Annotated in this window: 20 protein-coding genes; 4 read left to right on the forward strand and 16 right to left on the reverse strand. The window is 47.8% G+C overall.

The window, feature by feature from the left end; all coding sequences use genetic code 11:
• Positions 1–28: 28 nt before the first annotated feature.
• From ACO6VG_RS04530 to ACO6VG_RS04550, 5 genes are all read right to left on the reverse strand, one after another.
• The gene (locus tag ACO6VG_RS04530; RefSeq protein WP_422472896.1) at positions 29–649 is read right to left on the reverse strand and encodes an XTP/dITP diphosphatase; all 621 of its coding nucleotides are present in this window, start codon (positions 647–649) and stop codon (positions 29–31) included.
• Entirely contained in the window at positions 646–1,122 is a 477-nt protein-coding gene (locus ACO6VG_RS04535; RefSeq protein WP_422139222.1) for a DUF4426 domain-containing protein, read from the reverse strand. The genes ACO6VG_RS04530 and ACO6VG_RS04535 overlap by 4 nt, the downstream gene beginning before the upstream one ends.
• Before the next feature lie 4 nt (positions 1,123–1,126).
• Positions 1,127–1,729 carry a methionine biosynthesis protein MetW gene (gene metW, locus ACO6VG_RS04540; RefSeq protein ID WP_422135798.1) on the reverse strand — a complete coding sequence of 201 codons (603 nt, stop codon included), beginning with the start codon at positions 1,727–1,729 and terminating at the stop codon, positions 1,127–1,129.
• On the reverse strand, positions 1,726–2,883 hold the full coding sequence (gene metX, locus ACO6VG_RS04545) for a homoserine O-succinyltransferase MetX (protein WP_422135799.1): 1,158 nt from the start codon (positions 2,881–2,883) through the stop codon (positions 1,726–1,728). Before metX ends, metW begins: the two co-directional genes overlap by 4 nt.
• Positions 2,884–3,136: 253 nt before the next feature.
• Positions 3,137–3,364: a hypothetical protein gene (locus tag ACO6VG_RS04550; RefSeq protein ID WP_317144591.1), complete on the reverse strand. Its 228-nt coding sequence runs from the start codon at positions 3,362–3,364 to the stop codon at positions 3,137–3,139.
• Between the two features lie 533 nt (positions 3,365–3,897).
• Here ACO6VG_RS04550 and ACO6VG_RS04555 point away from each other — a divergent pair.
• Positions 3,898–4,131 (forward strand): cell division protein ZapB, encoded by a 234-nt coding sequence (locus ACO6VG_RS04555; protein WP_317144590.1) that lies wholly within the window; start codon positions 3,898–3,900, stop codon positions 4,129–4,131.
• Positions 4,132–4,304: 173 nt separating this feature from the next.
• Here ACO6VG_RS04555 and ACO6VG_RS04560 read toward each other — a convergent pair whose 3' ends face one another.
• Both ACO6VG_RS04560 and ACO6VG_RS04565 read right to left on the reverse strand, forming a co-directional pair.
• Complete coding sequence (locus tag ACO6VG_RS04560) at positions 4,305–6,215, reverse strand: ATP-binding cassette domain-containing protein (protein ID WP_422409910.1); 1,911 nt, start codon at positions 6,213–6,215, stop codon at positions 4,305–4,307.
• 258 nt (positions 6,216–6,473) lie between these two features.
• Complete coding sequence (locus ACO6VG_RS04565; RefSeq protein WP_422135801.1) at positions 6,474–6,944, reverse strand: hypothetical protein; 471 nt, start codon at positions 6,942–6,944, stop codon at positions 6,474–6,476.
• A 422-nt stretch (positions 6,945–7,366) separates the two neighbouring features.
• Here ACO6VG_RS04565 and ACO6VG_RS04570 point away from each other — a divergent pair, with 422 nt between their 5' ends.
• Positions 7,367–8,074 carry an FKBP-type peptidyl-prolyl cis-trans isomerase gene (locus ACO6VG_RS04570; protein WP_422135802.1) on the forward strand — a complete coding sequence of 236 codons (708 nt, stop codon included), beginning with the start codon at positions 7,367–7,369 and terminating at the stop codon, positions 8,072–8,074.
• A gap of 69 nt (positions 8,075–8,143) precedes the next feature.
• Here the strand turns inward: ACO6VG_RS04570 and rsd are convergent, their stop codons facing one another.
• From rsd to hslO, 7 genes are all read right to left on the reverse strand, one after another.
• The gene (gene rsd, locus ACO6VG_RS04575) at positions 8,144–8,614 is read right to left on the reverse strand and encodes a sigma D regulator (protein WP_422135803.1); all 471 of its coding nucleotides are present in this window, start codon (positions 8,612–8,614) and stop codon (positions 8,144–8,146) included.
• A 469-nt stretch (positions 8,615–9,083) separates the two neighbouring features.
• A complete protein-coding gene (locus tag ACO6VG_RS04580) occupies positions 9,084–9,287 on the reverse strand; it encodes a hypothetical protein (protein ID WP_422139225.1) in 204 nt (67 codons plus the stop codon).
• 40 nt (positions 9,288–9,327) lie between these two features.
• Positions 9,328–10,902, reverse strand: a complete 1,575-nt coding sequence (gene gshA / locus ACO6VG_RS04585; protein ID WP_422135804.1) for a glutamate--cysteine ligase — start codon at positions 10,900–10,902, stop codon at positions 9,328–9,330.
• 210 nt (positions 10,903–11,112) lie between these two features.
• Positions 11,113–13,449 (reverse strand): Tex family protein, encoded by a 2,337-nt coding sequence (locus ACO6VG_RS04590; RefSeq protein ID WP_422472898.1) that lies wholly within the window; start codon positions 13,447–13,449, stop codon positions 11,113–11,115.
• A 313-nt stretch (positions 13,450–13,762) separates the two neighbouring features.
• On the reverse strand, positions 13,763–15,166 hold the full coding sequence (locus ACO6VG_RS04595; protein ID WP_422472900.1) for a hypothetical protein: 1,404 nt from the start codon (positions 15,164–15,166) through the stop codon (positions 13,763–13,765).
• Positions 15,167–15,979: 813 nt separating this feature from the next.
• Positions 15,980–17,581 (reverse strand): phosphoenolpyruvate carboxykinase (ATP), encoded by a 1,602-nt coding sequence (gene pckA, locus ACO6VG_RS04600; protein ID WP_422137045.1) that lies wholly within the window; start codon positions 17,579–17,581, stop codon positions 15,980–15,982.
• Between the two features lie 245 nt (positions 17,582–17,826).
• Complete coding sequence (gene hslO / locus ACO6VG_RS04605; RefSeq protein WP_422472902.1) at positions 17,827–18,747, reverse strand: Hsp33 family molecular chaperone HslO; 921 nt, start codon at positions 18,745–18,747, stop codon at positions 17,827–17,829.
• A gap of 433 nt (positions 18,748–19,180) precedes the next feature.
• Between hslO and ACO6VG_RS04610 the strand changes: the two genes are divergently transcribed.
• Together ACO6VG_RS04610 and ACO6VG_RS04615 are read left to right on the forward strand one after the other, a co-directional pair.
• The gene (locus tag ACO6VG_RS04610; RefSeq protein WP_422472904.1) at positions 19,181–20,692 is read left to right on the forward strand and encodes a hypothetical protein; all 1,512 of its coding nucleotides are present in this window, start codon (positions 19,181–19,183) and stop codon (positions 20,690–20,692) included.
• A gap of 23 nt (positions 20,693–20,715) precedes the next feature.
• Entirely contained in the window at positions 20,716–22,440 is a 1,725-nt protein-coding gene (locus ACO6VG_RS04615; protein ID WP_422472906.1) for a hypothetical protein, read from the forward strand.
• Between the two features lie 7 nt (positions 22,441–22,447).
• Here ACO6VG_RS04615 and ACO6VG_RS04620 read toward each other — a convergent pair whose 3' ends face one another.
• Both ACO6VG_RS04620 and ACO6VG_RS04625 read right to left on the reverse strand, forming a co-directional pair.
• Positions 22,448–22,750 (reverse strand): PTS fructose transporter subunit IIB, encoded by a 303-nt coding sequence (locus ACO6VG_RS04620; RefSeq protein WP_422135810.1) that lies wholly within the window; start codon positions 22,748–22,750, stop codon positions 22,448–22,450.
• Between the two features lie 176 nt (positions 22,751–22,926).
• Positions 22,927–24,297 (reverse strand): TolC family outer membrane protein, encoded by a 1,371-nt coding sequence (locus ACO6VG_RS04625; protein ID WP_422139231.1) that lies wholly within the window; start codon positions 24,295–24,297, stop codon positions 22,927–22,929.
• Positions 24,298–24,506 lie beyond the last annotated feature (209 nt).

A 24,506-nucleotide genomic window follows, 5' to 3' on the forward strand; every position in this document is an offset into this window, starting at 1 on the left:
CGGCCGCATAAAGAAAAAAAGTCGTCTATCAGGAGCCTTCTTTTAACTGCGCCAGAAGCTGCGCCATGGCTTTGGCCCGATGGCTGATACTGTTTTTCTGTTCCCGACTGAGTTCAGCCGCTGCGCAGTTGTAATCAGGTACATAAAAAAGCGGATCATAACCAAAACCCTGATTACCTGCAGGCGACTCCAGAATGTAGCCTTCCCAGCTGCCGTGACAGATCACAGGGGTAGGGTCTTCGGCATGACGCATATAGACCAGCACGCTGTGAAAACGAGCGGTTCTTCGCTCTTTGGGTAATCCGTCCAGGCTCTGCAAAAGCTTCTGATTGTTGGCTTTGTCGGTGGCATCGTCACCGGCAAATCGTGCCGAGTAAATACCTGGCTGGCCATTCAGGGCATCCACTTCAATTCCGGAGTCATCAGCAATAGCTGCAAGACCTGAGATTTTTGCTGCATTTCTGGCCTTGATCAAGGCATTTTCTATAAAAGTCAGCCCTGTTTCCTCAACAGAATCTATACCGAACTCACTTTGAGCCAACACTTTAAAGTCAAGCCCCGAGAGCATCTGCTGAAGCTCCCTCAGCTTGCCCTGGTTACCACTGGCCAATACCACTTTTTTTGGCTCTTTTTTTAGCAACGAACTCACTGGCCGCCCTCGTAAAATTTCTGGCTGAACTGAATGGTATGACTCTGACTGGAACCTTCAGGGTGTACTTTGATGGTGAATTTTAGCATTTCTTCATTACTGAACCGGAAACCTGCCAGGTAATAGATGGCATCACCTTCTTTTATTTCCTTGAATTTCAGAGCTGACTGCTGACCCAGAAGGTTGGCGGCATTACCATCAAAAGAGGCTTTTACCGCCTTGCCTTCGTCGCTGTCCCTGACGTTTCTGATAACCATATTGACCAGACCATTTTTTGGGCCGCGCTCCAGATCATACGTTTTGGCTATGCCCGGCTGAATAAAGGTGCTGGGGAAGGCACTGTAATAGACTTCATAATCGCCAAACCGAGCCGGTTTGTCATTCATGACACGGGCTTCAGGCACCCCGGCAGCATGGGCTCCTGAAAAAACGGCAAGCGCCAACAGTAAACTAAGCAGCCTTACACAAGCCATGACTTCACTCTCCTCGAGTCAGATGATAGATAGCCACTTCTCCCATCAGATTGGGCAGCAGGCGGGTTCTCCAGCCTCCCCTGTTGGCGCTATCGGTTACCATACGATTGATGATCTTCAGCTTTTTCTGACGACAAAGATCTTCAAAATCCTTAAACGTGCAAAAGTGTATATTAGGCGTGTCATACCAGGTATAAGGCATAAATTTGGATACCGGCATTCTGCCCTTGGTAGCCAGATGCCAGCGGCAACGCCAGTGACCAAAGTTCGGGAAGGTGACAATGCATTCCCGACCCACTCTAAGCATTTCATCCAGTGCCAGATGAGGAAACTGCAGAGCCTGAAGAGCTTGAGTCATCACCACGGTATCAAAGCTTTGATCGCCAAAATTGCCCAAACCCTGGTCAATGTTTTGCTCAAGAACATTGACGCCGTTTTGAATACAATTCTGGATATTCTGTGGATTAATCTCCAGTCCATAACCCCTGACCTGCTTGTTTCTCCCCAGATCCGCCAGCAGAGCCCCCTCACCACAGGCCAGATCAAGAATCCGACTGCCCTGGCCAATCCAGTCACTGATGATGGCAAAATCAACACGGGTACTCATACGGCAGTCTCCTTGCATTCGTCAGCGACTCGTTTCATATAGCCTGAAACGGCATTCACGTATCGGGGAATGTTCATCAGGAAAGCATCATGGCCCTGGGGGGCATCCACTTCCAGGTAAGAAACCTGCTTGCCCGCCTTGAGAAGCGCATCGGTGATCTCTCTGGAACGCTCCGGGGAGAATCGCCAGTCGGTAGTGAATGAAACCAGCAAAAAGCGTGCTTTAGCCGGAGACAAAGCCTGTGCAAGATCATCATTAAACTTCCGGGCCGGATCAAAATAATCCAGAGCCCGGGTCATCAACAGATAGGTGTTGGCATCAAAGCTGCCAGAGAAATTTTCTCCCTGATAGCGAAGATAACTCTCTACCTGGAACTGAACACCATAGTCGAAACTGTACTCTTCATTCTTGAGTTCACGCCCAAACTTTTGTCCCATGGCGTCATCCGACAGGTAGGTAATGTGGCCTACCATCCTGGCCAGTCCCAGTCCGTTCTTGGGCAGGGTTCCTTCTTCAAGATATTGGCCATCCCGAAAGTTTTCATCGGAGCGAATGGCCTGACGAGCCACTTCATTAAAAGCAATATTCTGTGCCGACAGTTTCGGTGCAGAAGCAATAACAACAGCATGACGCAGTCGTTCAGGATAAGCCGTAGACCAGTAAAGCGTCTGCATACCGCCAAGGCTGCCACCCACAACGGCAGCCCATTGTCGAATACCCAGATGATCTGCCAGTCTGGCCTGACTCTCGACCCAGTCTTCTACGGTTACTATGGGAAAATCAGAGCCGTAAAGTTTGCCGGTTTGCGGGTTGATACTGGTTGGGCCTGTACTGCCATGACAGCCCCCGAGATTGTTCAGACTGACAACAAAGAAATGCCGGGTATCCAGAGGCTTACCCGGTCCAACAAAGTTATCCCACCAGCCAGGCTTGCGATCTTCCATGCTGTGGTAACCGGCTGCATGATGATGGCCACTGAGCGCATGGCAGATCAAAATACCATTACTCTTTTCGGTATTCAGCTCACCGTAGGTTTCAATTACCAGGTCATATTCGTTCAGGGTCTGGCCACAACTTAACTGAAGGGGCTGATCAAAATGAACCGTTTCGGGTTCGACCAGGCCCACCGAGTCAGGGGGAATAGTTTCTGGCATAGTTACTTATCTATCACTTGTTACCGTGAAACACTTTCCAGCACATCAAGTGATGAAAAACGGTTCTTTTGCTCATGGTGCTTTTTGCGAATTGTCCTCAGGTACGCACGAACATCAGACTGACCTCAGTCAGCCCGGAAGCACGATCTGCATTTACATTCGCAGCTGGGAAGTGTATCTATTTGGTGGGTAGTTGTCAGTACGCAAGCCCGGTATCACAAGAGTCAGTTCAACCTGAAAATACTCATTGCCGTCATCGAGTGAGCAGAAAGCAGCGATCCAGGGCCAATTCCGTCAAAGCCAGCAGATGACTCAGAAAAACACCTTCTACCTGACGTGAAGAAAAGTAAAGATGCTGATCATGAATGTATTCGTCAACACTCTGATTACAGGTCAGGGAGATGTAAAAGGCCCTCATGGCCTCGTCTTCGACATTGAGAACAGAGACAATGGTTGCGTCAGGTAGTGCAGTTTCGCTCATGCAAAACTCCTTGAGGCATCTCACCTCATCGCACAGGACCCACTTGGCTGTCCTGTGCAACTCTGAAAAGCATCAAAATTTCTAACTGGCGTCATTAAAACTCCACCGGACCACGCCAAGGTCTCAATTACCGCGAACACGTCCCTGCTGTCCCGACTTTAGAGGCTGTCGCAAAAGCCTCTTTGGAAAAGAATTTGAAGAGACGATTGGTATGTCGGTAGCAGACTGCCCGGGCATTATAAAATGATCGTCGTTTTTAAAGCATTTCAGAAGCGATAGATTCAATTCAGAACAGAGTCATAAACATTCCCCTATCACTCGCAATCTTTTGTAATTACTTCGCAAGTATAGCCTGCATATAAGTAACTTATCTGAACTTAGCCAGAAGTATGTGCTATCGTAGAGCCAGTGCAAAAACCACCCTTAACTTGCACAGGTGCCTGCCGGACTGCTGCTTAAAGAACAGGCTGGCGGCTGTTGGTTACAGACAAGCTGATTTCGTCCGAACTATTCCTGGTGAAAAAGTAACAATTATGTCCATTGAATCCTTAGGCCAACTTGAAAACAAACTTCAGAACCTGATCGACAAACTTGAACTCACTCGAATGGAGCTAGAGGAATTGCGTTCAACCAATACCCGTCTGGAAGATGAAAACACTCATCTCAAACAGGAACTGAGCTCCTGGAGCGAAAGGGTGGGTAGTTTGCTGGGCAAACTGGACAGTGTATCCGACGAAGCTGAAGAAGTGGCATACGAGCAAGCATAATAAGGTCATACTTCAGATTCATGACCCGCTTTTCCGGAATGGAGTCCCTGCCCATTTTGCGCCAGGCAAAAAGGGTTGCGAGAAAGACTACGATCGATCTCTGAAAACTCCTACTCCTCTGTATGATATTCCCTGATTATGCCGCCTGATGATTATCAGGCGGCAAAAGATGCCTACTCACTTTCCATTGCTTCCAGTTGCTCCAGCGTTTCCATCCAATCTTCTTCGATTTGTGCAATCGTTTTTTTGTATTGAGCCTGCTGATCCAACAAAGATTTCAAACGCTCTTTTTCTGAACTTTCATAGAGTTCCGGACTGGCCAGTTCAGACTCCAAATCCGCCAGCATAGATTGTTGCTTCTCCAGTTTTTGCTCCAGAAACTCCACTTTCTTTTTCAGCGGCCTGAGTTGTTTGCGACGTTCTGCCTCAAGACGCTTCTGCTCTTTGCGGGCTTGTGCAGAGTGCGCCAATTGAACCGTTTCAGAAAGGGTTTCTGATTTATCTTCTTGGCGCTGCTGAGTCAACCAGAGGCTGTAATCTTCCAGATCACCTTGAAAAGCTTCAACCCGGCCATCATGAACCAGAAAAAGATCATCTGTAGTACTGCGCAGGAGACTACGATCGTGCGACACCAGTATCACGGCTCCTTCGAACGTCTGTAGAGCCATAGTCAGGGCATGACGCATCTCAAGATCAAGATGGTTGGTCGGTTCATCAAGCAATAACAGGTTAGGCTTTTGCCAGGCTACTATTGCCAATGCCAGCCTCGCCTGTTCACCGCCAGAAAAGCCTGCAATCGTTTCCAGGGCCTTGTCACCATGAAAACCAAAGCCACCCAGAAAGTTTCTCAACTCTTGTTCCCGCGCCTCAGGCGACATTCGTTGTAAATGAAGCAATGGGCTGGCATCGGCATCCAGCTTTTCCAATTGATGCTGGGCGAAGTATCCCACTCTCAGGTGCTCTCCATCATGCCTCTGGCCAGCTACCAGGGGTAACTCTCCTGCCAGTGTCCTGATCAGGGTTGACTTACCCGCGCCATTAGCCCCCAACAAACCGATGCGACTGCCAGGCAGGATATTCATTTTCAGTTTGATAAGTGTGCTGCCTTCATAACCCAGTTCGGCTTTTTCCAGGGTCAACAGCGGTGAAGATATTTTTTCAGGATCAGGAAAGCTGAAGCTGAAAGGCGAATCGACATGAGCCGGTGCTATTTCTTCCAGCCTGGCCAGCGCTTTCAAGCGACTCTGTGCCTGTTTGGCCTTGGTCGCTTTGGCACGAAACCGTTCAACAAACTTCTCCATGTGAGCACGCTGCTTTTGTTGCTTTTCAAAAGCAGCCTGCTGTTGCTGAAGACGTTCAGAACGCATGCGTTCAAAAGCAGAATAATTGCCACGATAGGTATTCAGTTTCTGATGCTCGATATGAAGGGTGATATCAATCACTGCATCCAGAAAATCACGGTCGTGAGAGATAATAATCAGTGTGCCCTGATAACGTTTAAGGAAACTTTCCAGCCAGACAATGGCATCCAGGTCAAGGTGGTTGGTTGGCTCATCAAGGAACAGTAAGTCTGAAGGACACATGAGGGTACGAGCCAGATTCAATCTCATTCTCCAACCACCAGAGAAATCTTTTACGCTACGCTCAATTTGTTCATGGGAAAATCCAAGACCATGGAGCAATTGTTCAGCGCGAGAACGCGCCGTATAGCCATCTGCCTGAAGCAGCTTTTCGTGAAGTTCAGCAAGATTGCCGTGCTCTTCGTCTCGTTCGGCACGCTCAATGGCTTTTTCTATTTTCCGAAGTGTCTCATCTCCATCCAACACATAATCGACGGCTCTCTGGTCCAGAGCCAGAACCTCCTGAGCCATGTGAGCAATCCCGCGACCGGTGTCGATACTGACATCGCCCTTGTCCGCTTGCAGGTTTCCCATAATTAGGGCCAGCAGACTCGACTTGCCACACCCATTGGCTCCTACCAGCCCAACATGCTGGCCGTGATGAATTATTGCACTGGTTTCTTCCAGCAAAACCTTGCCAGAGCGCAATAAACTGACTGAGTTCAAATTAATCATGGCGCGCATTATAAACACTGTTTCACTGGCATTCCTACGGGAATATCAAACCACTGCGGATACAGGGATTTCTATACAACGAGACGTTAATATCATGCAGAGTGGTCAGGCAATTCGAGGTCAAAATTCGGGTCAGGTTATTTCCAAAAAAGTGGCAACGGAATCATTGCCACAAAGAAGTACTCGCAGACAGATGGCGAGAGGGAGAGAGATATTTAGAATTATTGCAGGAGAGGCTTCCCTCTCCTGCATATACCGCTGTAGCGATTAGCTCTTGGCTTTTTTCTTGGCTGGAGCCTTAACAGCGGTCTTGCGAGCTGGGGCTTTTTTCTTAACTACAGCCTTCTTGGCTGCTGCTTTACGAGCCGGTGCCTTTTTCTTAGCAACCGTTTTTTTGGCAGCTGCTTTACGAGCTGGGGCCTTTTTCTTGGCAGTGGTTTTTTTCGCTACCGTTTTCTTTTTAGCAGCAGCCTTTTTAGCCGGAGCTTTTTTCTTGGCGTCAGCTTTGGCTTTTGTCTTTGCTTTCTTCAAAGACTCCTTAGCCTTATCCAATTTCTTCTTGAGTGCTTCAATTTCTTTTTCCAGTTTCTTAACCGGATCTACCTTGCGAGTGGTTTTTTTCGCTGCAGTTTTTTTAACGACTGGTTTTTTAGCTGCTGGCTTTTTTGCCACAGTTTTTTTAGCGGCTGGTTTTTTTACAGCCTTCTTGGCGGCTGGTTTCCTTTTAGCTACAGGCATTTGGTCATCCCTCGTCATTGCCTTTAGAAGTACTTCTATATAAAAGCTGAATAATTTATATCCAGTTTTAATTAGAAAATAGAGTGCTTATCACACGACTGCAAATTTTTTTATGCATTTTTTTATATAAAATTATTTTTTTTCCTTCAAAAAAAACTTGTCGTCTTTCGTTTTATCATCGGCGAAAGTCATTTAACCCTTTAATTTAAGGCCTTTTTGTAAAAGTAATGTTCCATAACACTTGCTATCTCTCTGTGTTTGCAGAAAGATAGAGAAACACTTGTACCAAAAAAAAATCTGACCCTTCGTGAGTCGAGCTAACACAAATAGCCATGAGCCGGAAGTGCAGCTTGACCGGAACATGACAACAATAACTGCAAAGTCAGGAAGAGCTGCACTTTAAAAATAAATAGAGAAACTTCATGAGACTAAAAGTGCTTGCTGGCATCGCCCTGATGTCCTTTTCCCTGCAATCAGTTACTGCTCTGGAAACAGAGGCAGACAAACTCAGCTACAGTCTGGGTGCAATTTTAGCCGAGCAACTCAAACAGTTTGAGGGCATCAACGCGGACGCATTGTCCCGGGGAGTAGAGGATACTCTGGAGAACAAACCACTGGCTTTTGACAAGCAGGAAATGTTCAGGCTGATCGAAAAGGCTCGTAAAGATCAGGAGAAAAAGCGTCAGGCCCAACTGGCAGAGGAGGCAAAAAAGAACCTTGAAAGGGGTCAGACTTTCCTGAAAGATAACGCCAAAAAGTCAGGTATCAAAACACTGGCAAGTGGCCTTCAGTACAAAGTGATTAAGAACGGTCAAGGCATCAAACCAGCAGAGAACAGTGAAGTGACTGTCCATTACGAAGGACGCCTTCTGGATGGCAAAGTCTTTGATAGTTCTTACAGCAGAAACCAACCGGCAACGTTCAAACTGAATCAGGTCATCAAAGGCTGGACTGAAGGTCTGAAACAGATGCAGGAAGGTTCCGTCTGGGAGCTTTATATTCCTTCAGAGCTTGCATATGGTCCCGGAGGAATTCCCGGAAGGATTGGGCCTAATGAGGTGCTGATTTTTAAAGTTGAGTTGCTGAGTGTGAAAAAAGAATCGCAGGGAAAAGAAGAGAAAAAGAAGTAATCAGACCACCGCAGGTCGAGCAGTTTCCTTAATACTGCTGGCAGATATTCGGACTATCTGCCAGCGGTATTATTGCGAGGCAAGCAATTCTCTGTGGGATTCGTGAAGCACTTCAATCATCTGGTCTTCCAGAGAAAACCGTTCTTCTAAAGCTTCACCCAGTTCGGACAGGTGGGTCTGCAGCATAATGACACTGCTGAGGGACTCACAACCGTCATTAAAATCCAGACAAGCCTGCGTATTTTTTTCCAGTTTCGGCAAAATGGACTGTGCCATTTCTACTCCCCCATCGTCAAAATCAATACCTTCCTGAATCAGTTGTTCGTAAACTTCGAAATGACCCGCTGAAACATAATCAACCAGAATCTGGCACATTTCTTTCAGTTTGTTTGCAACAGGTCTTTTATCATCGTGAAATTGATTCACTCCATTGATTGAGCAGTAGAGAACGATCAGCGCTTGCCGCTCGTTTAGCCAGCGGTCAATGATTTCCGATACGCCACCCCAACGTTCTCTGGCCGTTTTGCACCCCTCCAGCATGACTATTCCTCTTCGTTTGGATCTCATCTACTTGAAACGGGATCACTTTCTCGCCCCTTGCAGCCTGTCGGACTTAAGCATCCGTAGCGAGGATTGCAAGAAATTGAGGATAAAAATCTCTGTTTCTGAGGAGAATAGCGAGCTATTTGACGAAGAAACAGAGATTTTTAGACCAATTTATTGCAACCGCAGTAGGACAGTCTTAAGTCCGACAGGCTGCTTGGAAACGGCGACTCAGTTGCTAGGTTATGACAGTGGATTTTTTGCGGCAAGAGGTAATTTCAATTTACAGTCAATTTCGATCTTGATTATATTTGTACGATCGCACCAAAAGTCGTTTTTTTCAGGGTTTTTAGGGTTTTTTAATTCTATAAAAGATAAAAGGGCCTGCATTGATTCAAAAAAATTATTTAATAAAGCAGTCAAAAAAATGGGATTCTGACTCCCGTTCGGTGAGTTCCAGAGCGATTCAAAAAACAGAGCTTGATCGATCGCGTAAATCAGCCATGAGCAGCTGAAACAGTTTTTTGTCTCCCTCACGGGTGAAAATTTTTTCACGGTAAAACAAAATAGAAGTAACCAGCAAAAAACAACTTTTACCTAGGTAAGAAAGCTTTTTCTGGTCAGAAAAAAGCCCTGTTCGTGAGAGAATATGATGGGATCTGATGGTCATTTGCTTACTCACCAGATCCGGTTTTTCAAAAAATTACGAATCATTCAGATTCAAAATAACGTTTCAGAAACTCATCAAAATGCGTCGTATCAGAAGCTTTCAATCGCTCCTGATGCTCCCTTGATTCGGCGGCTATGCGCCCAAAATACTCCAACCTTTCAGGCTGAATATTTTGCTGACTGAAATAGCGGGCGTGTGCTTCAGACTGCTTGAGCATCCAATCAATATAACTGTCTCCGCTGTTTTTCAGTGCCTGCAAGATTCTGGCTGAAGGTGTATTCTCAGCATTCAGCAGCTTCGCTCTCTGTTGAGCCAGAGATTCCGAGAAGAGATGAGACTCATTTGCCTTATCCAGCATCTGGGCAACGGGCACCATCATGTCGATTAAACACAATCCCCAGTCAGTCAGAGGGACCGGACCCTGCTCATCATTTAACTTCAGTCCGGGACGTCTTCCTTCTGAAACCGTCAGGGCAAAGTTCTCAGTCACCCTCTGACACTCTGCATGATCAATTTCAGGACTGTCTATCAATGCGACAAACACCAGGAACACATCCAGAAAAGCAGCATCAGCCGAAGACAAACCCAGTGGCTCCATGGGATTGATGTCCATGCAGCGCACTTCAATGTATTCAACACCATAGTTCGACAATGCGGTCAGAGGCTTCTCACCCCGTTTGGCAATTCGCTTGGGTCGAATGTTGCTGTAATATTCGTTCTCAATCTGGAGCAGGTTAGTATTCAGCTGTAGATAACGATCACCATTTTTGAGTCCGATTTCTTCATAAGGCTGATAGGGCGTTTTAATGGCTTTAGCAAGACTGGAAACATACTCTCCCAGAGTGTTGTAACAAATACTCAAGGATGACTGGGCATTATTGGTATAGCCAAGATCACTCATTCTCAAAGAAGTTGCCCAGGGTAAATACAAGGTGTCTTCATCCAGCTGTGCCAGCGACTCGAAGGCTTTTTCCTGAGTAAAAAAACTCTTGCTGACAGCGGGCGAAGCGCCGAAAAGATACATCAGCAGCCAGGAATAACGACGAAAGTTTCTGATCATTGCCAAATAGGATTCTGACTGGAAATCTTCCAGAGAACGATCTGAAGATTCAGCATCAGACAACAACTGCCAGAATGATTCTGGCAAGGAAAAGTTATAATGAATGCCGGCAATAGTCTGCATCGCCTTGCCATATCGATGCGCCAGCCCTTCACGGTAGATCGTCTTCATTTTGCCTGAATTGGAGTCACCATAACGGGCAATAGGAATGCTCTGCTCACCTTCCAGCAGAGCTGGCATACTGCCCGCCCAGAGCAATTCACCATCAAGGTTTTTGCAGGTGTAGCTATGCAGCTCTTCCAGAAATTTCATAACATCTTCCACCTTGCAGTAGACCGGAGTGATGAACTCCAGCAAAGCTTCAGAGTAGTCAGTCGTAATATAGGGGTGCGTCAGGGTCTTACCCAGCACTTCCGGATGAGAAAACTGCGACAAACGTGCATCAGCCGATACCCGCAAGCCTTCACGTTCGATTCCGTGTTGTATACCACTGAGCAGGTTTTGGTTGGACGACTGCTGTAGTAGTTGCAGACGACACTCATACTGGCTAGTCAAAATACAATTCCAATCCAGATGCGTTTTTTCGAGATCAACACTCTGCCGTCCTCGCTAAGGGGTCGCCTAGGAGCCTGCGAGCATTGCAGAAGGCGGTAATCATTTCTTAGGGCGGACTATATAACGTTAGAATCGGCCTTGCACCCATCGAATGACCGCGAAACCTTCGAGACCTTGAGCAGCCTCCTGGGGGCTGCTCCTGTTGCCTATTTACTTTCTCAGCTTTTTAGCATTGGCAAAAAGGTCAGCAAAAGACCCGGCGGACTGCTCTTTTTTAGCCTGATGGTTGTTTCTTTTGCTACCACGACTCTGAGGCTTTGTGCCACCGGAACGTTCACCACGAGGTTGCCGACTGGCCTGAGTCACTTCTTCCGCCTTGTCATTCATGCGCATAGAGAGTCCAATGCGCTTGCGCTGGACGTCTACTTCCATGACTTTCACCTTGACGATATCACCGGCCTTAACCACTTCAGCGGGATCTTTTACAAACTTATCGGACAGCGCAGAAATATGAACCAGACCGTCCTGATGAACACCGACATCAACAAAGGCACCAAAGTTGGTTACATTGGTGACAACGCCTTCCAGCTCCATGTTCAGCTTCAGGTCACTGATTTTTTCAACGCCTTCCTGGAATTCTGGCGCCTTGAATTCCGGGCGGGGGTCACGTCCCGGCTTATCCAGTTCAGAAATAATGTCGGTCACGGTGGGCAGACCAAAGCTTTCATCCGTAAATGTTTTGGGATCCAGAGACCTCAGGAACAGGGAATCGCCAATCAGGCCATGCACTGCACGCTCAGACTGACGGGCAATCTTCTCCACAACAGGATAAGACTCAGGGTGAACCGCTGAAGCATCCAGTGGGTTTTCACCGTTCATGACGCGCAGGAAACCTGCTGCCTGTTCAAAGGCTTTGGGACCAAAACGACCCACTTTCTTGAGCGCTTCACGATCGGAAAACACGCCGTTCTGGTCACGGAAAGCAACGATGTTATCTGCCAGCGTTCTATTCAAACCGGACACACGGGTCAGCAAAGCACTGGAAGCTGTATTTACATCAACGCCGACAGCGTTTACACAGTCTTCAACGACTGCTTCCAGAGAGCGTGACAGCTGAGTCTGACTGACATCGTGCTGATACTGGCCCACACCAATCGCTTTAGGTTCAATCTTAACCAGCTCAGCCAGTGGGTCTTGCAGACGACGGGCAATAGATACTGCACCACGGATAGAAACATCCAGGTCAGGAAATTCACGAGCTGCCAGTTCAGAAGCAGAATAAACCGACGCCCCGGCTTCACTGACGACAATTTTCGTCAACCCCAGTTTTGGATAAGCTCTCATCAGCTCAGCAACGAGACGATCCGTTTCACGGGATGCTGTGCCGTTGCCAATACTGACCAGCTCAACACCGTGTGTCAGACAGAGAGTGGCCAGAGTTCCCAGAGCTTCTTTCCATTGGCGCTGAGGAGCATGAGGGAAGATGGTGGTGTGTTCTACCAGTTTGCCCGTAGCGTCGACGACAGCCACTTTGACACCCGTACGCAAACCCGGATCAAGACCCAGGGTTGGGCGCAGACCTGCAGGGGCTGCCAAAAGCAGATCTTTAAGGTTCTTGGCAAACACCTTGATCGCTTCTTCCTCTGCACTTTCACGGACACGGGTCATCAAATCGGTTTCAAGCTGAGTAAGGAGCTTAACTCTCCAGGTCCAGCGCACGACATCTTTAAGCCACTTGTCAGCCGCTCTGCCCTGATCTGAAATATTCCAGTGATCAGCAATGACTTTTTCGCAGGGATGTGTTTCCAGGCGCGACTCAGGTTCATTCTCGAGACGAATGCCAGACTGGAGCACACCTTCATTGCGGCCACGAAAAATAGCCAGGGCGCGATGAGAAGGAACCTGTTTGATCGGCTCATCGTGCTCAAAGTAATCCCGGAATTTCGCTCCCTCTTCTTCCTTACCCTCAACACCACGGCTGGAAAGAACGCCCTGGCTCCATAGCATATCCCTGAGTTTACCCAGCAGCTCGGCGTCTTCACTGAACCTTTCCATTAGAATGTAGCGTGCGCCTTCCAGTGCCGCCTTGCTGTCAGCAACGCCTTTATCAGCATCTACGAAATCAGCGGCGGCTGCTTCCGGATCAGTATCCGGCTCGTTGAACAATCGATCAGCCAGTGGCTCCAGACCGGCTTCAATGGCGATCTGACCTTTAGTACGGCGCTTCGGTTTGTAAGGAAGATAAAGATCTTCAAGGCGGGTTTTAGTGTCCGCAGCACGAATATCCTTTTCCAGTTCAGGCGTCAGTTTTTCCTGATCCCGAATACTGTTCAGAACCGTTTCACGACGCTCCTCAAGCTCACGAAGATACCTCAGACGCTCTTCCAGCGTACGCAGTTGGGTATCATCAAGAGCACCAGTAGCCTCTTTACGGTAACGGGCAATAAAAGGGACTGTAGCGCCATCATCCAGCAGCGCAACAGCACTGGTGACCTGCGCAGGACGAACGTTCAGCTCTTCAGCAATACGCTGAAAGATGATCTCCATAAAACCCACTCAATTGTTAGCTTTGAATTTATCGAAAAGGCGAATTATAACGGATGGCAGCGAGTTGTCTTCCTTTCTGTGGACCTTCCTTGCTGTACAAAAGCTCCCGGCAAAAAACTGCCGGACAACTGCTCACCAAAGCACCTATTGAACGACAGTTTTTTACATCAGTCCAGCGGCAGGTCTTCAGCGTACAGGACCTTGCCTTCTTTGGTATCAGTAGACTTGCTGAAGTTAGTGATAAAACGACCAGCGTTATCTTAATCCTTCTTTGTCTGTTTGTGAAAGAGGCAGCCTTAACTTCTGTGCAAATCTATTCCTTGAATCGCACTGGAACAACGACTTTACGCCCTGACTTGGTTGAAACAGGGTTTTCATCCGTGTCTTTAGAACGCTTGCGTTTTGCCTCTCCTTTATCTTTATCATCATCCTCTGATTTACGCTTTTTGGCAGCATGGCTGGATAGTGATTTTTTTTGCCGACGCTTCAAGCCTGCAGCACTACTTCTGTCTATCCTGAGTTCACAGAGTTTATCCCTCCAATTAAAATCGATATCGCATCTGTCAATTTCCATGTCGAGCCATAATACCATCAGAGCCAATTCAGTGTGCTTCATATTGTTGGTCTCACGGAATAAATCATCTAAAACAGACAGGATAGTGTTCTCGAACACTTTAAATTCAGCTAGGGATTTATTCTCTATGTATCCTTCTATTTCGCTAAAGTGAAAAAGAAGGTTCCATAATACCTGCGAACGGAAATCTTTTTTGTTCAACTTATTAGCATACAATTGTTTAGATGTTACCCCGTTGTGAATCATGTAGTCCTTTCCCCATGATCTTAAACGATTTTCGTAAAACAGAGATACATCCTCAATTTCAAAGTTAAAATAAGACAAATCTTTTTCCTTGAGCAGCCAACTTTCAACATCCAAATGATTGTTGTTTTTTATGAGCCCATGTTTGATCCAGAGCTTGGCGAGTTTTGCTATTCTGCTGCCTTCAGTTACCTCCAACATTGCTCTCAATACCAGCTCTAATGCCGGGTCGAACTTTGCCAGCATTTCGGAGAAGTCCTCATTGGATTCGTCAGAGCTCGGGATAGACCTTAGTGCATCATCAACTTCATGCATTATCATCCATACGATCAAAGGACAATTTTCAGGTATATGATCTGTGGTAACCTCTTCCCATGTTATTCCCAGAAAAGCTGCCTCAACTTTGAGTGCCTGTAGCCTCAACTCAACCTCGGGAGTGTTAGCTGAATTTTTAACCGCTTTTTTGTTACGTCGCTTGCTGACGTTTTTTCTCTTAGCAACAGGAGCTTCGTCTACAACAGACTCATTTTCCGTTGTTGGCTGTTGAGTGTCTGAATCTGCTGCTATCTGCTGAGTGCCCGAATCCGCTGCTGACTGCTGAGTGTCTGGATCTGCTGCTGACTGCTGAGTGTCTGGATCTGCTGCTGACTGCTGTGTTTCTGAATGGCCACCATTTTCCACCTCATTACTATTGCTGGGCACAGTCTCTGATGACTCTTTTGATGTGCCAGCCCCATCAGTCACTGGCCTGACTATCCAGGAATAATCCTTGAAGCGGCCGGATAAGAAAAATGTATCTACCCAGCGCATGAACTTTTCATAGCTTATTGAAGGCTCATGGCCAGATAAATCCACCGACACTACACTCTTGCCCTGTATTCCATGAAAATTAAGCATCATGCTCAAAACATTGGGTGGGAGTGGCCTCAGCTCATTGATCAACGGGGGGGCATAAGGCTGGGAAAATATGTGATAAGTCTCATCACAGTGGCCTGCTGCCGATATTAAAGAAACAAGAAGCAATACAAGAAAATGGACGACGTTAGACAAAGTTCTTTTTTTTAACATAAAACAAAACTCTATCAGTTAATGACCATATTAAATTTTTACAAGCTCAGTAAAACGCGCTAAGCAATGCAAACATTACTTGTAGCCTGACTTGTGTAAACAACATGCAATAGATATCGAGAAACTACATCCAGAGCATATTCATACCACTGATGTTAAAACACCGCTTCTCTCAGATTGCACTAAAAGCAGATCAACAGGATGGCACTAAATCATCAAATTGCCAGTAAATGAATGAAATTATTACAAGATCGGGGTAAATCTTGTTTTTTGATTATGGCTTTAAGTACCTAACCAGTTGGTTTCGCATTTTCTGAACGGCGGCTTTTTCCATCCTTCTGCGTTACAACTCTGGTTGCGTAGCTATGGCTACGCGCCCGTCGTTGCGCCTTGAAGGATGAAAAAATCCACTCGCCAGAATATGCGAAACCAACTGGCCAGGTACTTATCGCCAGACTCATGAGCCTGAGAAAGGTTAATTACCTTATCACTGTCTTTCACCAATAGTCGGCCAATTGATGATTCCGAAAGGTAAAATAACGGATAGCACCGGGCTGTTTTCCTTTTGTGGAAAAACTGCGAACATAAAAAGACTGCCGGACAATAGCATTTACAACAGCTATTGAACGACAGTTTTTATTTGCATCAGTCCAGTGACGGGCCAGCGGCGATCAGAGCCTTGCCCTCGTCGGTATCAGTAAACTTGTTAAAGTTGGTGATAAAGCGATCAGCAAGATCACGGGCCTTATTATCCCAATCCGCCTTGTTTTCATAGGTATCCTGAGGATTCAGGATGCCATCTTCCACCCCTTCAACCTGAGTTGGAACTTGCAGACCAAAGTAAGGAACTGTCACTGTTTCTGCTTCATCAATGCTGCCATCAATGATGGCATCGATGATGGCACGGGTAGCCTTGATGGAGATACGTTTGCCAGTGCCATTCCAACCGGTGTTAACCAGATAAGCCTTGGCACCATTAGCTTCCATCTTTTTAACCAGCTCTTGAGCGTATCGGGTCGGATGCAGGGTTAGAAAAGCTGCCCCAAAGCACGCAGAAAAGGTTGGCGTTGGCTCAGTAATGCCACGTTCAGTACCGGCCAGCTTGGCTGTAAAACCAGACAGGAAATGATACTTGGTCTGCTCTGGTGTCAGTCTGGATACCGGAGGCAGCACACCGAACGCATCAGCCGTCAGGAAGATCACTTTGCTCGCATGACCTGCTTTTGAGACAGGTTTAACAATGTTTTCAATGTGTTCAATCGGATAGGAGACACGAGTGTTTTCCGTCTTGGAACCATCAGCAAAATCAATCGTACCGTCTTCAAGGACCGTCACATTCTCAAGCAGCGCATCACGACGAATAGCATTGAAAATGTCTGGCTCATTTTCCTTACTCAGATTGATGGTCTTGGCATAGCAACCGCCTTCAAAATTGAAGACTCCATCGTCATCCCAGCCATGCTCATCATCACCTACCAACGCCCGCTTTGGATCGGCAGACAGGGTGGTTTTACCGGTACCGGACAGGCCGAAGAATATTGCAACATCGCCGTCTTTACCAACATTTGCTGAGCAGTGCATGGAAGCCATACCTTTAAGTGGCAGCAGGTAGTTCATAATGGAGAACATACCTTTTTTCATCTCGCCACCGTACCAGGTACCACCGATAATCTGAACCCGCTCAGTCAGGTTAAAGGCTACGAAGTTCTCAGAGTTCAGGCCCTGCTCCTGCCAGTTTGGATTGGTGCACCTGGCACCATTCATGACTACGAAGTCAGGTTCGAAACCTTCCAGCTCACCTTGTGAAGGACGAATAAACATGTTTTTAACGAAGTGTGCCTGCCAGGCTACTTCAGTGATGAAACGAACACTCAGGCGGGTTTCCTCGTTGGCACCACAGAAACCGTCGATCACGAACAGACGCTTGCCGGATAACTGCTGGGTAACAAGGCCTTTCAGATCAGTCCAGACGCTTTGGGTGATCGCCTTGTTGTCATTTTTACCCTGGTCAGACCACCACAGAGTATCGCGGGTCGTATCATCTTTTACTATGTACTTATCTTTAGGGGAACGGCCAGTAAAAATGCCCGTGTCCACAGAGACAGCCCCCAATTCGGTTACCACGCCTTTCTCATAACCTTCCAGCTCAGGACGTGTCTCCTCTTCAAATAGAAGCTCGTAGGACGGGTTGTAAACAATGTCCGCCACGTCTCTGATACCAAGACTGGCCAGAGCTTCTTTGTTCAGCTCAACATTTGCGCTAACTTCTGCCATTAAGAGCTCTCCCAAGCTTCAAAAAAGTTGTTATGTTTGCATTTGTGATTCTATGATAACCGATGAAGGGGCACCTATGATAGGGGATATATTGGTTCAGATAAACGCTTAAATAGCCTGTTTCTCTGTTAAAGTTTGATTGTCTGAGTTCAATGGCGTGAGGATTTGGCCGGAAGTTCTCCGGCCGAAACGAGGATTCGCAAAAGCTGCTAGGCCATTCAGTGCGTCTTGGGTTCATTACCCCGGAAGATCTCAGCCACATCCTGTACCGTAAAAGTATAAGTCTGACTACAGAACTGGCAACCCATCTCGATCTTTCCGAGATCCGCTACCATGGACTCAGCTTCTTCCTGACCCAGACTGGCCAGTATTTTTGCACTGCGAGGACGTGAACAGTTGCAGCTGAAGGTCACCGCTTGACGATCGAAAACCCGTACTTCTTCTTCATGAAACAGTCTTAGCAAAAGAGTCTCGTGTTCCAGCTCGAGCATCTCTGCTTCGGTTGCCGTATCCACCAGCATGACCATACGCCGCCAGGATTCCTGACGCTCATCTTCTTCCTGCTCAATACTGGCTGGCAAAGCCTGCAACAGAATACCTGCTCCCTGATCACCATTACTGGCCAACCATAAACGGGTTGACAGCTGTTCGGATTGTTTAAAGTAAGCATTCAGACCTTCTGCGAGGGTTTCATGATGCAGAGGCACAATACCCTGATAACGATTGCCTTTGTGAGGATCAATCGTCATTACCAGCTGACCATTCCCCAGAAGACCTGACAGGCCTTTTGCGGTCAGCTTGTCGGTATTCTCTTCGTCCCAGCGCGCCAGAGCACGGAAAGTTTTCTGATCGGTACACTCAACCATCAACAACGACAGGGGACCATCACCCTTGGCCTGCAGGCTCAGAATACCTTCAAACTTGAGGGTCGAGCTGAGCAGGACGGCAGCAGCCACCAGCTCTCCCAGCAACGCCTTGACATTTACCGGGTAGTCATGGGCTGCCAGAGACTCTGTCAGACTGTTGTCAAGAGAGACAATCTCTCCACGAAGGTCGGCATTCTCAAATATAAATCGCTGAGCACAGTCTTTTTGGCTCACGGCTTCTTTCTGGTTCAAGTCTGTATCTTGTTTACTCATCAACGGCTCTATCGGTTGCTTTCGCTCCTGGCTGGTCAGCTGCGTCCGATCGGGAATAGCTGACCGCCTTTCCAGCCTGTGCCGTCAGACTCTGATATAAGAGGCTGCGAGCATTGCCGGGGCATTTAACCCGACATTATAGCGATTTCATCTCCCTATCTCATTTGTTGCTTCTACCGACCGATAACAAAGCAACAAGTTAAACACTCGTGAGTACAGAAAAGCATTTTAAGGTCAACTAATTCGGGAATAAGCTATGTCAACTGGTAGCGGAAATATACCTCCTTCGCAGCGTCCGGGATCTATCCCGTTTGTGCCCGAGTCTCAAACTCCATCCTCGCCAGGCACAGGAGAGATCACACCGCACACAAAACCCAATGCACTCCCCGTTGGTCACCGCGAAGCACCTGATACCCCGATCAGCAGACGCAAAATGCTACCGACGTCCGCCACGCCCCGACTCAGTCTGTTAAACGCGCTGGAGAATGAATATCACGAACAGTTCAATCAGATTCTTTGCTTTCAGGCCCAGCGCGATTTTCTGGACTACATCCCTGACCTGAAAAACCACCTTCATAATCCATCACGGTTTCAGGATAACCTGCCTTTTGAAATTGTTTACGTAAAAGATGGCAAAATGACCTCCGTATTACCGCCAGACCCTGAGCTGCCAACCGACTCGGAAAAAGCCATCAAACTCAGGGAGTCACTGCAGAAAAAACTCACAGTGATTGGCCAAAAGAATGGTCCCGAAGAGAAACTTGCACTCAGAAAACAGATAGAAAACACCGAAGAAAAACTGATTCATATCAGTAGAGACATCGAAGAGAACGGTGGCACCGTACCTACTCCCCCGATCCCAAAAATCACACTGGTCATTGACGAAAACCAGTTCACCGCCCGGGCTCCGGCAAGACCAATTAACCCCGGCGAACCCGACGGCAAACAATCGGCTGAAGGTCAGTTTCTTTTGATTCCAAAAGATGATTCCAGACGCATGCCCCCTTCCACAGCCAGACCGTTTATGCCTTTTGACATTCCTGATGAAGACACCCGCATCAGGCCAACTGGACCTCACGAACCGCTTAGCATTTTTGTGAGGCCCGTAGAGCGCCAGCTACCCGTGAACCTGGGAGGTGACTTTTCAGATATCTACCTGACGAGGGAGACTGAGGCTGATCACGGGCAAACAGGGAATATCGCCTCTGTGAACGCAGGTTCTATCGACTCACTATTTGGAGAAGAAGCCGACGGAATAAATGCCCGGTTTAGAGAATTTTTCACCTCTGCCCAGCAAAAAGCCATAAGAAAGGCTCAGCAGGTTTTTTTGGCAAAACCGGAGGGTGAAGTGAATAAAGTGAATAAAGGACACCCAGAAATTGAAGAGGGCGAAGGACGCTCAGAAGTGAATAAAGGACACCCAGAAATTGAAGAGGGCGAAGGACGCTCAGAAATTGAAGACGGCGAAAGACTCTCGGAAATTGTCTTTTCTCACAAAGAGTTCACTGATGGTACGCCTCTGGCAGCCATGTATGGTTTCGTCACCGACGAACGGGAAAATCAGGGGACTGTCCTTGTCAACGTTTTCAAGGATGAGCACTGTCCGGTCGGTATCAGGAAGAACCGCGCCATGATTTATGTGGTGCCTCCGAACGGTTCTAGTGTCCATTTTGATAACAAAGATCACTTTCTCCAAAGTGTCCGGCTAACCGCTAAAAATCTTGTTACTACACAGGACAAATACAACCACTGGGCAGCCCGGGAAGGTCACCCCACCCTACCTGTTCTTCGCACCGGCGTATTTGTTGACGATATTTATCGTCACCCTGAAGCCAGTGAGGAGGAAGTAGCAGATGCCATTCGAGAGGGTATTAGAGATTACTTTGATGTAATCAGTCCTGATCGCAATACGATCAGGGAAGTCCAATACGAATATGGCCTCTGACCGGTTTTCAACGGAAGCATACTATGAGCATACCTCCTTCCCATCCCCATAAGCCTGGCGTTCACGGCTCACAGCCACCCAACAGGCCTGGCAGTCAGCCAGACGATAAAACCAGGCCTGTGCTTCCCAGGGGAGAGAATCATCAGCCGCAAACGTCTCTGGGGCAGCGAAAAACAGCAAAAACCGCACCTGTTCCCGACACCAGGCCCGGGCCTGCAAATCTTTCTCCGACAACCCCGGAAGAAGCCGAAAAGCATTTCATTCAGCAAAGCTTCAGGGTAGAAGCTCTTGAAACCCGTGCAACGCTGGCCAGATCTGCAGCCAGCTTGAGCCAACAGATTGCTTCAGGCATCCCTGACAGTACCGAGACACCTCTTCTGGTCATTCACGTTGGCAGTAATGGCAAGATGACCAATATTATCCCTGCCGACGAGAACATGGGAGATCCTCAGGCTGCAAGCGCAATCAGGGAATCACTGGCAAAGACGTTCACGGAAGTCAGCCGGTATTACACCTCAGAAAAAAAAGCCGCTCTGCAAAAGGACCTCGCCGAAGCAAAAAGGGAACTGGAAAGCAGCGAGCAAACTTTGCTGGACATGGGACTTCCCTTACCTCAACCAAATTTAAAAGGAAGAGGTATTCGCATTGAACCAACCTTACTGGAGAAATCACCAGAGTTTTCCAGACCTGATAGCCACAGGCCTGGGGTGTATGCAGTGCCACAACATCTTTCGGAGACAGATGACCGTAGTGAGGAACTTCTGCTTGACCCGTTGACCTCTAAACTGAAACTTCCGTCTTTGAAAGAAGACCCGCAGCCGGATCTGGCGACTCAGAGCAGTGACCCAGCCATCGCAACGCTTAAGTACTATCAAGCAGAACTTTATCAAGATGACACTCCCGCCAAAGATTTTGACGCAAAGGGAGATTTGGCCGTTCTGTTAAGGCAGGACGACCCGCTCATGGAAGAAGCTTCTGTCGGGACTCCGGCTTTATTACCGAGACAAAACGACAACCGCCAGGGCTTGGCACATTCAGCAAGAAAAGCGATGTTGTTCCCCATACTCATGAATTTAATGCGAAAGTATGAGCATCCTGCAGCCCGGGAGTTTCCCACAGAAGCCATCTATGCCTATCAGGTGGGACTCGCTGCTACCTCGCCAAATACCGCTAAGCTCCTCAAAGGCAACGGCAGTGATACAGAGAGAGAACGTTGTCAAAAGCTGCTGACTGATTTTGAAGATGTGCACCCGGAAGTAGCCAAAGTAGTTGCCATGGACGTCACTGGTAGCCATCAGCCCCGTCTTCATATCGGCTTCGAACAGCCCGAAACAGCGCTCTCCAACAGTCTTCCAGCCTCAATAGTCCGGGATATTGAGAGGCTTGAAATGAGCCGGTTTAATAAACAGATAGCGGTAGAGGATCTTGAGATTTATCAGATGCTCAAACAGTTGATATTCGAAAAAAATCGGCTGGATCAGGCAACTGATATCTCAATCGACCTGACTGAACTCTGTCATTACTGGCTACAAGGCCTCAAAGACCAGGAGGAAGTCACTGACTTCCAGATCTATCGAGAGGGAGAACCTCTGGAATTTATTGGTAAAGTCATCCCCCCCGCCGCTCCCACTGCCGCCGGTGAGTACTCGCGACAGAGGGAGTGGATGCTCAATTATGAGCATCTGAAGAACTTCTATGATTGGGACAATCAGGACGACCTTGAGGACGACCTTGAGGACGAGTACTGACCACGCTTTATCCCTGACCCAATTGTGCCATCACCGCTTCCGGGTTCCTGATCGCTTCTGATACAGGCACCTTGATGATCCTGAGATCCCTGAAACGGTCCTCACCATCCACCGTAATATCCACTGCCAGAAGTGCAACGTCTGCCTCTTCTACATCCTGAGGCGTGATTTCGTTCTCAATGCCCATGGCCCCCTGGGTTTCTACCTTGATCTCATGTCCCTGATTGAGTGCAGCTTCGGTGAGTTTTTCGGCAGCCATATAGGTATGAGCAATACCGGTTGGGCAGGCCGTTACAGCAAGTATTTTCATTGAATGATCCTCTGGAACCGCTTTTACCAGTTGAGCAGACCTGTTTATTTTCCCCAGTAAGGCTAGTAGAAGATTTCACGAGTGGGAAAGTTTGATTGGTATAATCACGACTTGGAGAGATTAGATCAAATCAGCACCAGAGCAATGGTTCGCTCCGATGCAGCAAACTGAAAGGGTTAATCCTGCTCTTGCCAGTCTGCGGGGAGGATAATCTCCAGATTATCGAGAAGCTCACCGGTAGCAGCAACAATCCGGAATCGTGCGAAAACCTCCTGATAGACTGCGCTGGTCAAACTGCGGCTGGACTGGAAAAGTTCATTTTCGCTGTCCAATAAATCTAAAAGAGTTCGTTTACCGATATTGAACTGCTCCTGGTAAGCCTTAACGGTTTTTTTGCTGGATGCTTCATGGAGACGAAGGTGCTCCATCTGCTCACCAATAAACTCACGGGCAGACCAGGCCAACCTCAAGGTTTCTTCGGCATTCCTCAGCATCCTGTCCCGTTGGGCCCTGCTCTCTTGGGTCCTGTAGGCGCTTTCTTTGGAACGGGCCCTGTCAGAACCGCCACGAAAAAGGTTATAACTGAGCTTCAGTACAGCCGTTGTATCTGCGTGAGTGCCCAGCTGACCATCTGCATTATGTTTCCAGCTCTTATCAATATTGATATCCAATGACGGGAAAAAGCTGCTGTCAGTCGCAGATTCCTCTGACTCGGAAGCCTTGATGTCCTTCTCCGTCGCCAGGATGCCCGGATGCCTTTTGACGCTGGCCTGAAGAGCCTCATCAAAACTTTCATAAACAGCCAGCTCGTAGGTGTCTGGCTGCTTCAGATCGCCTGGCATGACGCCTACCAGACTGTAATATTCGCTCTCGGCATCCATGAGATTATTGCGGGCGTTTATCACATTCACTGTCGCTCTTGCTACCCTTCCCTCAACCTGGTTCAGGTCTGAACTTCTGGCAACACCCTGACGGCTGCGCTGGGCGATCTGCTTGAGAATGGAATTGTGGAGTTCCAGATTCTCTTCGGCCAGCTGCACCATATCCCTTCTTTCCAGAACCTTCAGGTAGACATCGGTGATGTCCAGAGTCAGATCCTGCAGAGTATTCCTCAGACGCAGGTATTCTGCAGCAGCACTATGTCGAGCCCGGTCAACACTGCGGCTGGTATTAAATCCGGAAAACAGATTCTGGCTAATAGAAAAAGAGGCTTCCTTACGGGTAAAGCTCTTGTCACCAAGGGCTTCGTTAGGCTGATCATCAGGGTAACTCTTTTTCTGGCCGCCAATCCCTGTCGCGACATCGACAGAAGGCCACCAGCCTCCCCAGGCTACATCAATATTTTCAATAGCGGCCCGGTACCGACTCAAGCCAGCCTGAGCCTGAGGGTGGCTGACCAGAGCCTTATTGATCACCTCACTCAGGGTCTCTGCCATTGAAAGACTGCTGAATAAAACACTACCGACCAGAGACATGCCCAACAGGCATAAACGGGGTAGGCGAAGCAGGTGCACCTGCCTCAAAGACGATCTCGGACTGAATTTCATAAGCATCCCCCTCCGCCAGACAGTTCAGTTGAACGATGTCTCAATACATCGGCTTTTAAGGAGTTGGCTTTAGTGAACTTCCCCCCCATTTGTCAGGCTATTAAGCCACTCGCCGTCTGGCTATTCACCGGCAAATTGTGTTAAAAGATGGGAAAGTCTGAATGAAATAAATTCCTTTCAGAATGGACATAAAAAAGTTCAAAAATTTT

Origin of the sequence: Endozoicomonas sp. ALB032, assembly GCF_049310125.1 — a bacterium.
Taxonomy (GTDB): Bacteria; Pseudomonadota; Gammaproteobacteria; order Pseudomonadales; family Endozoicomonadaceae; genus Endozoicomonas_A.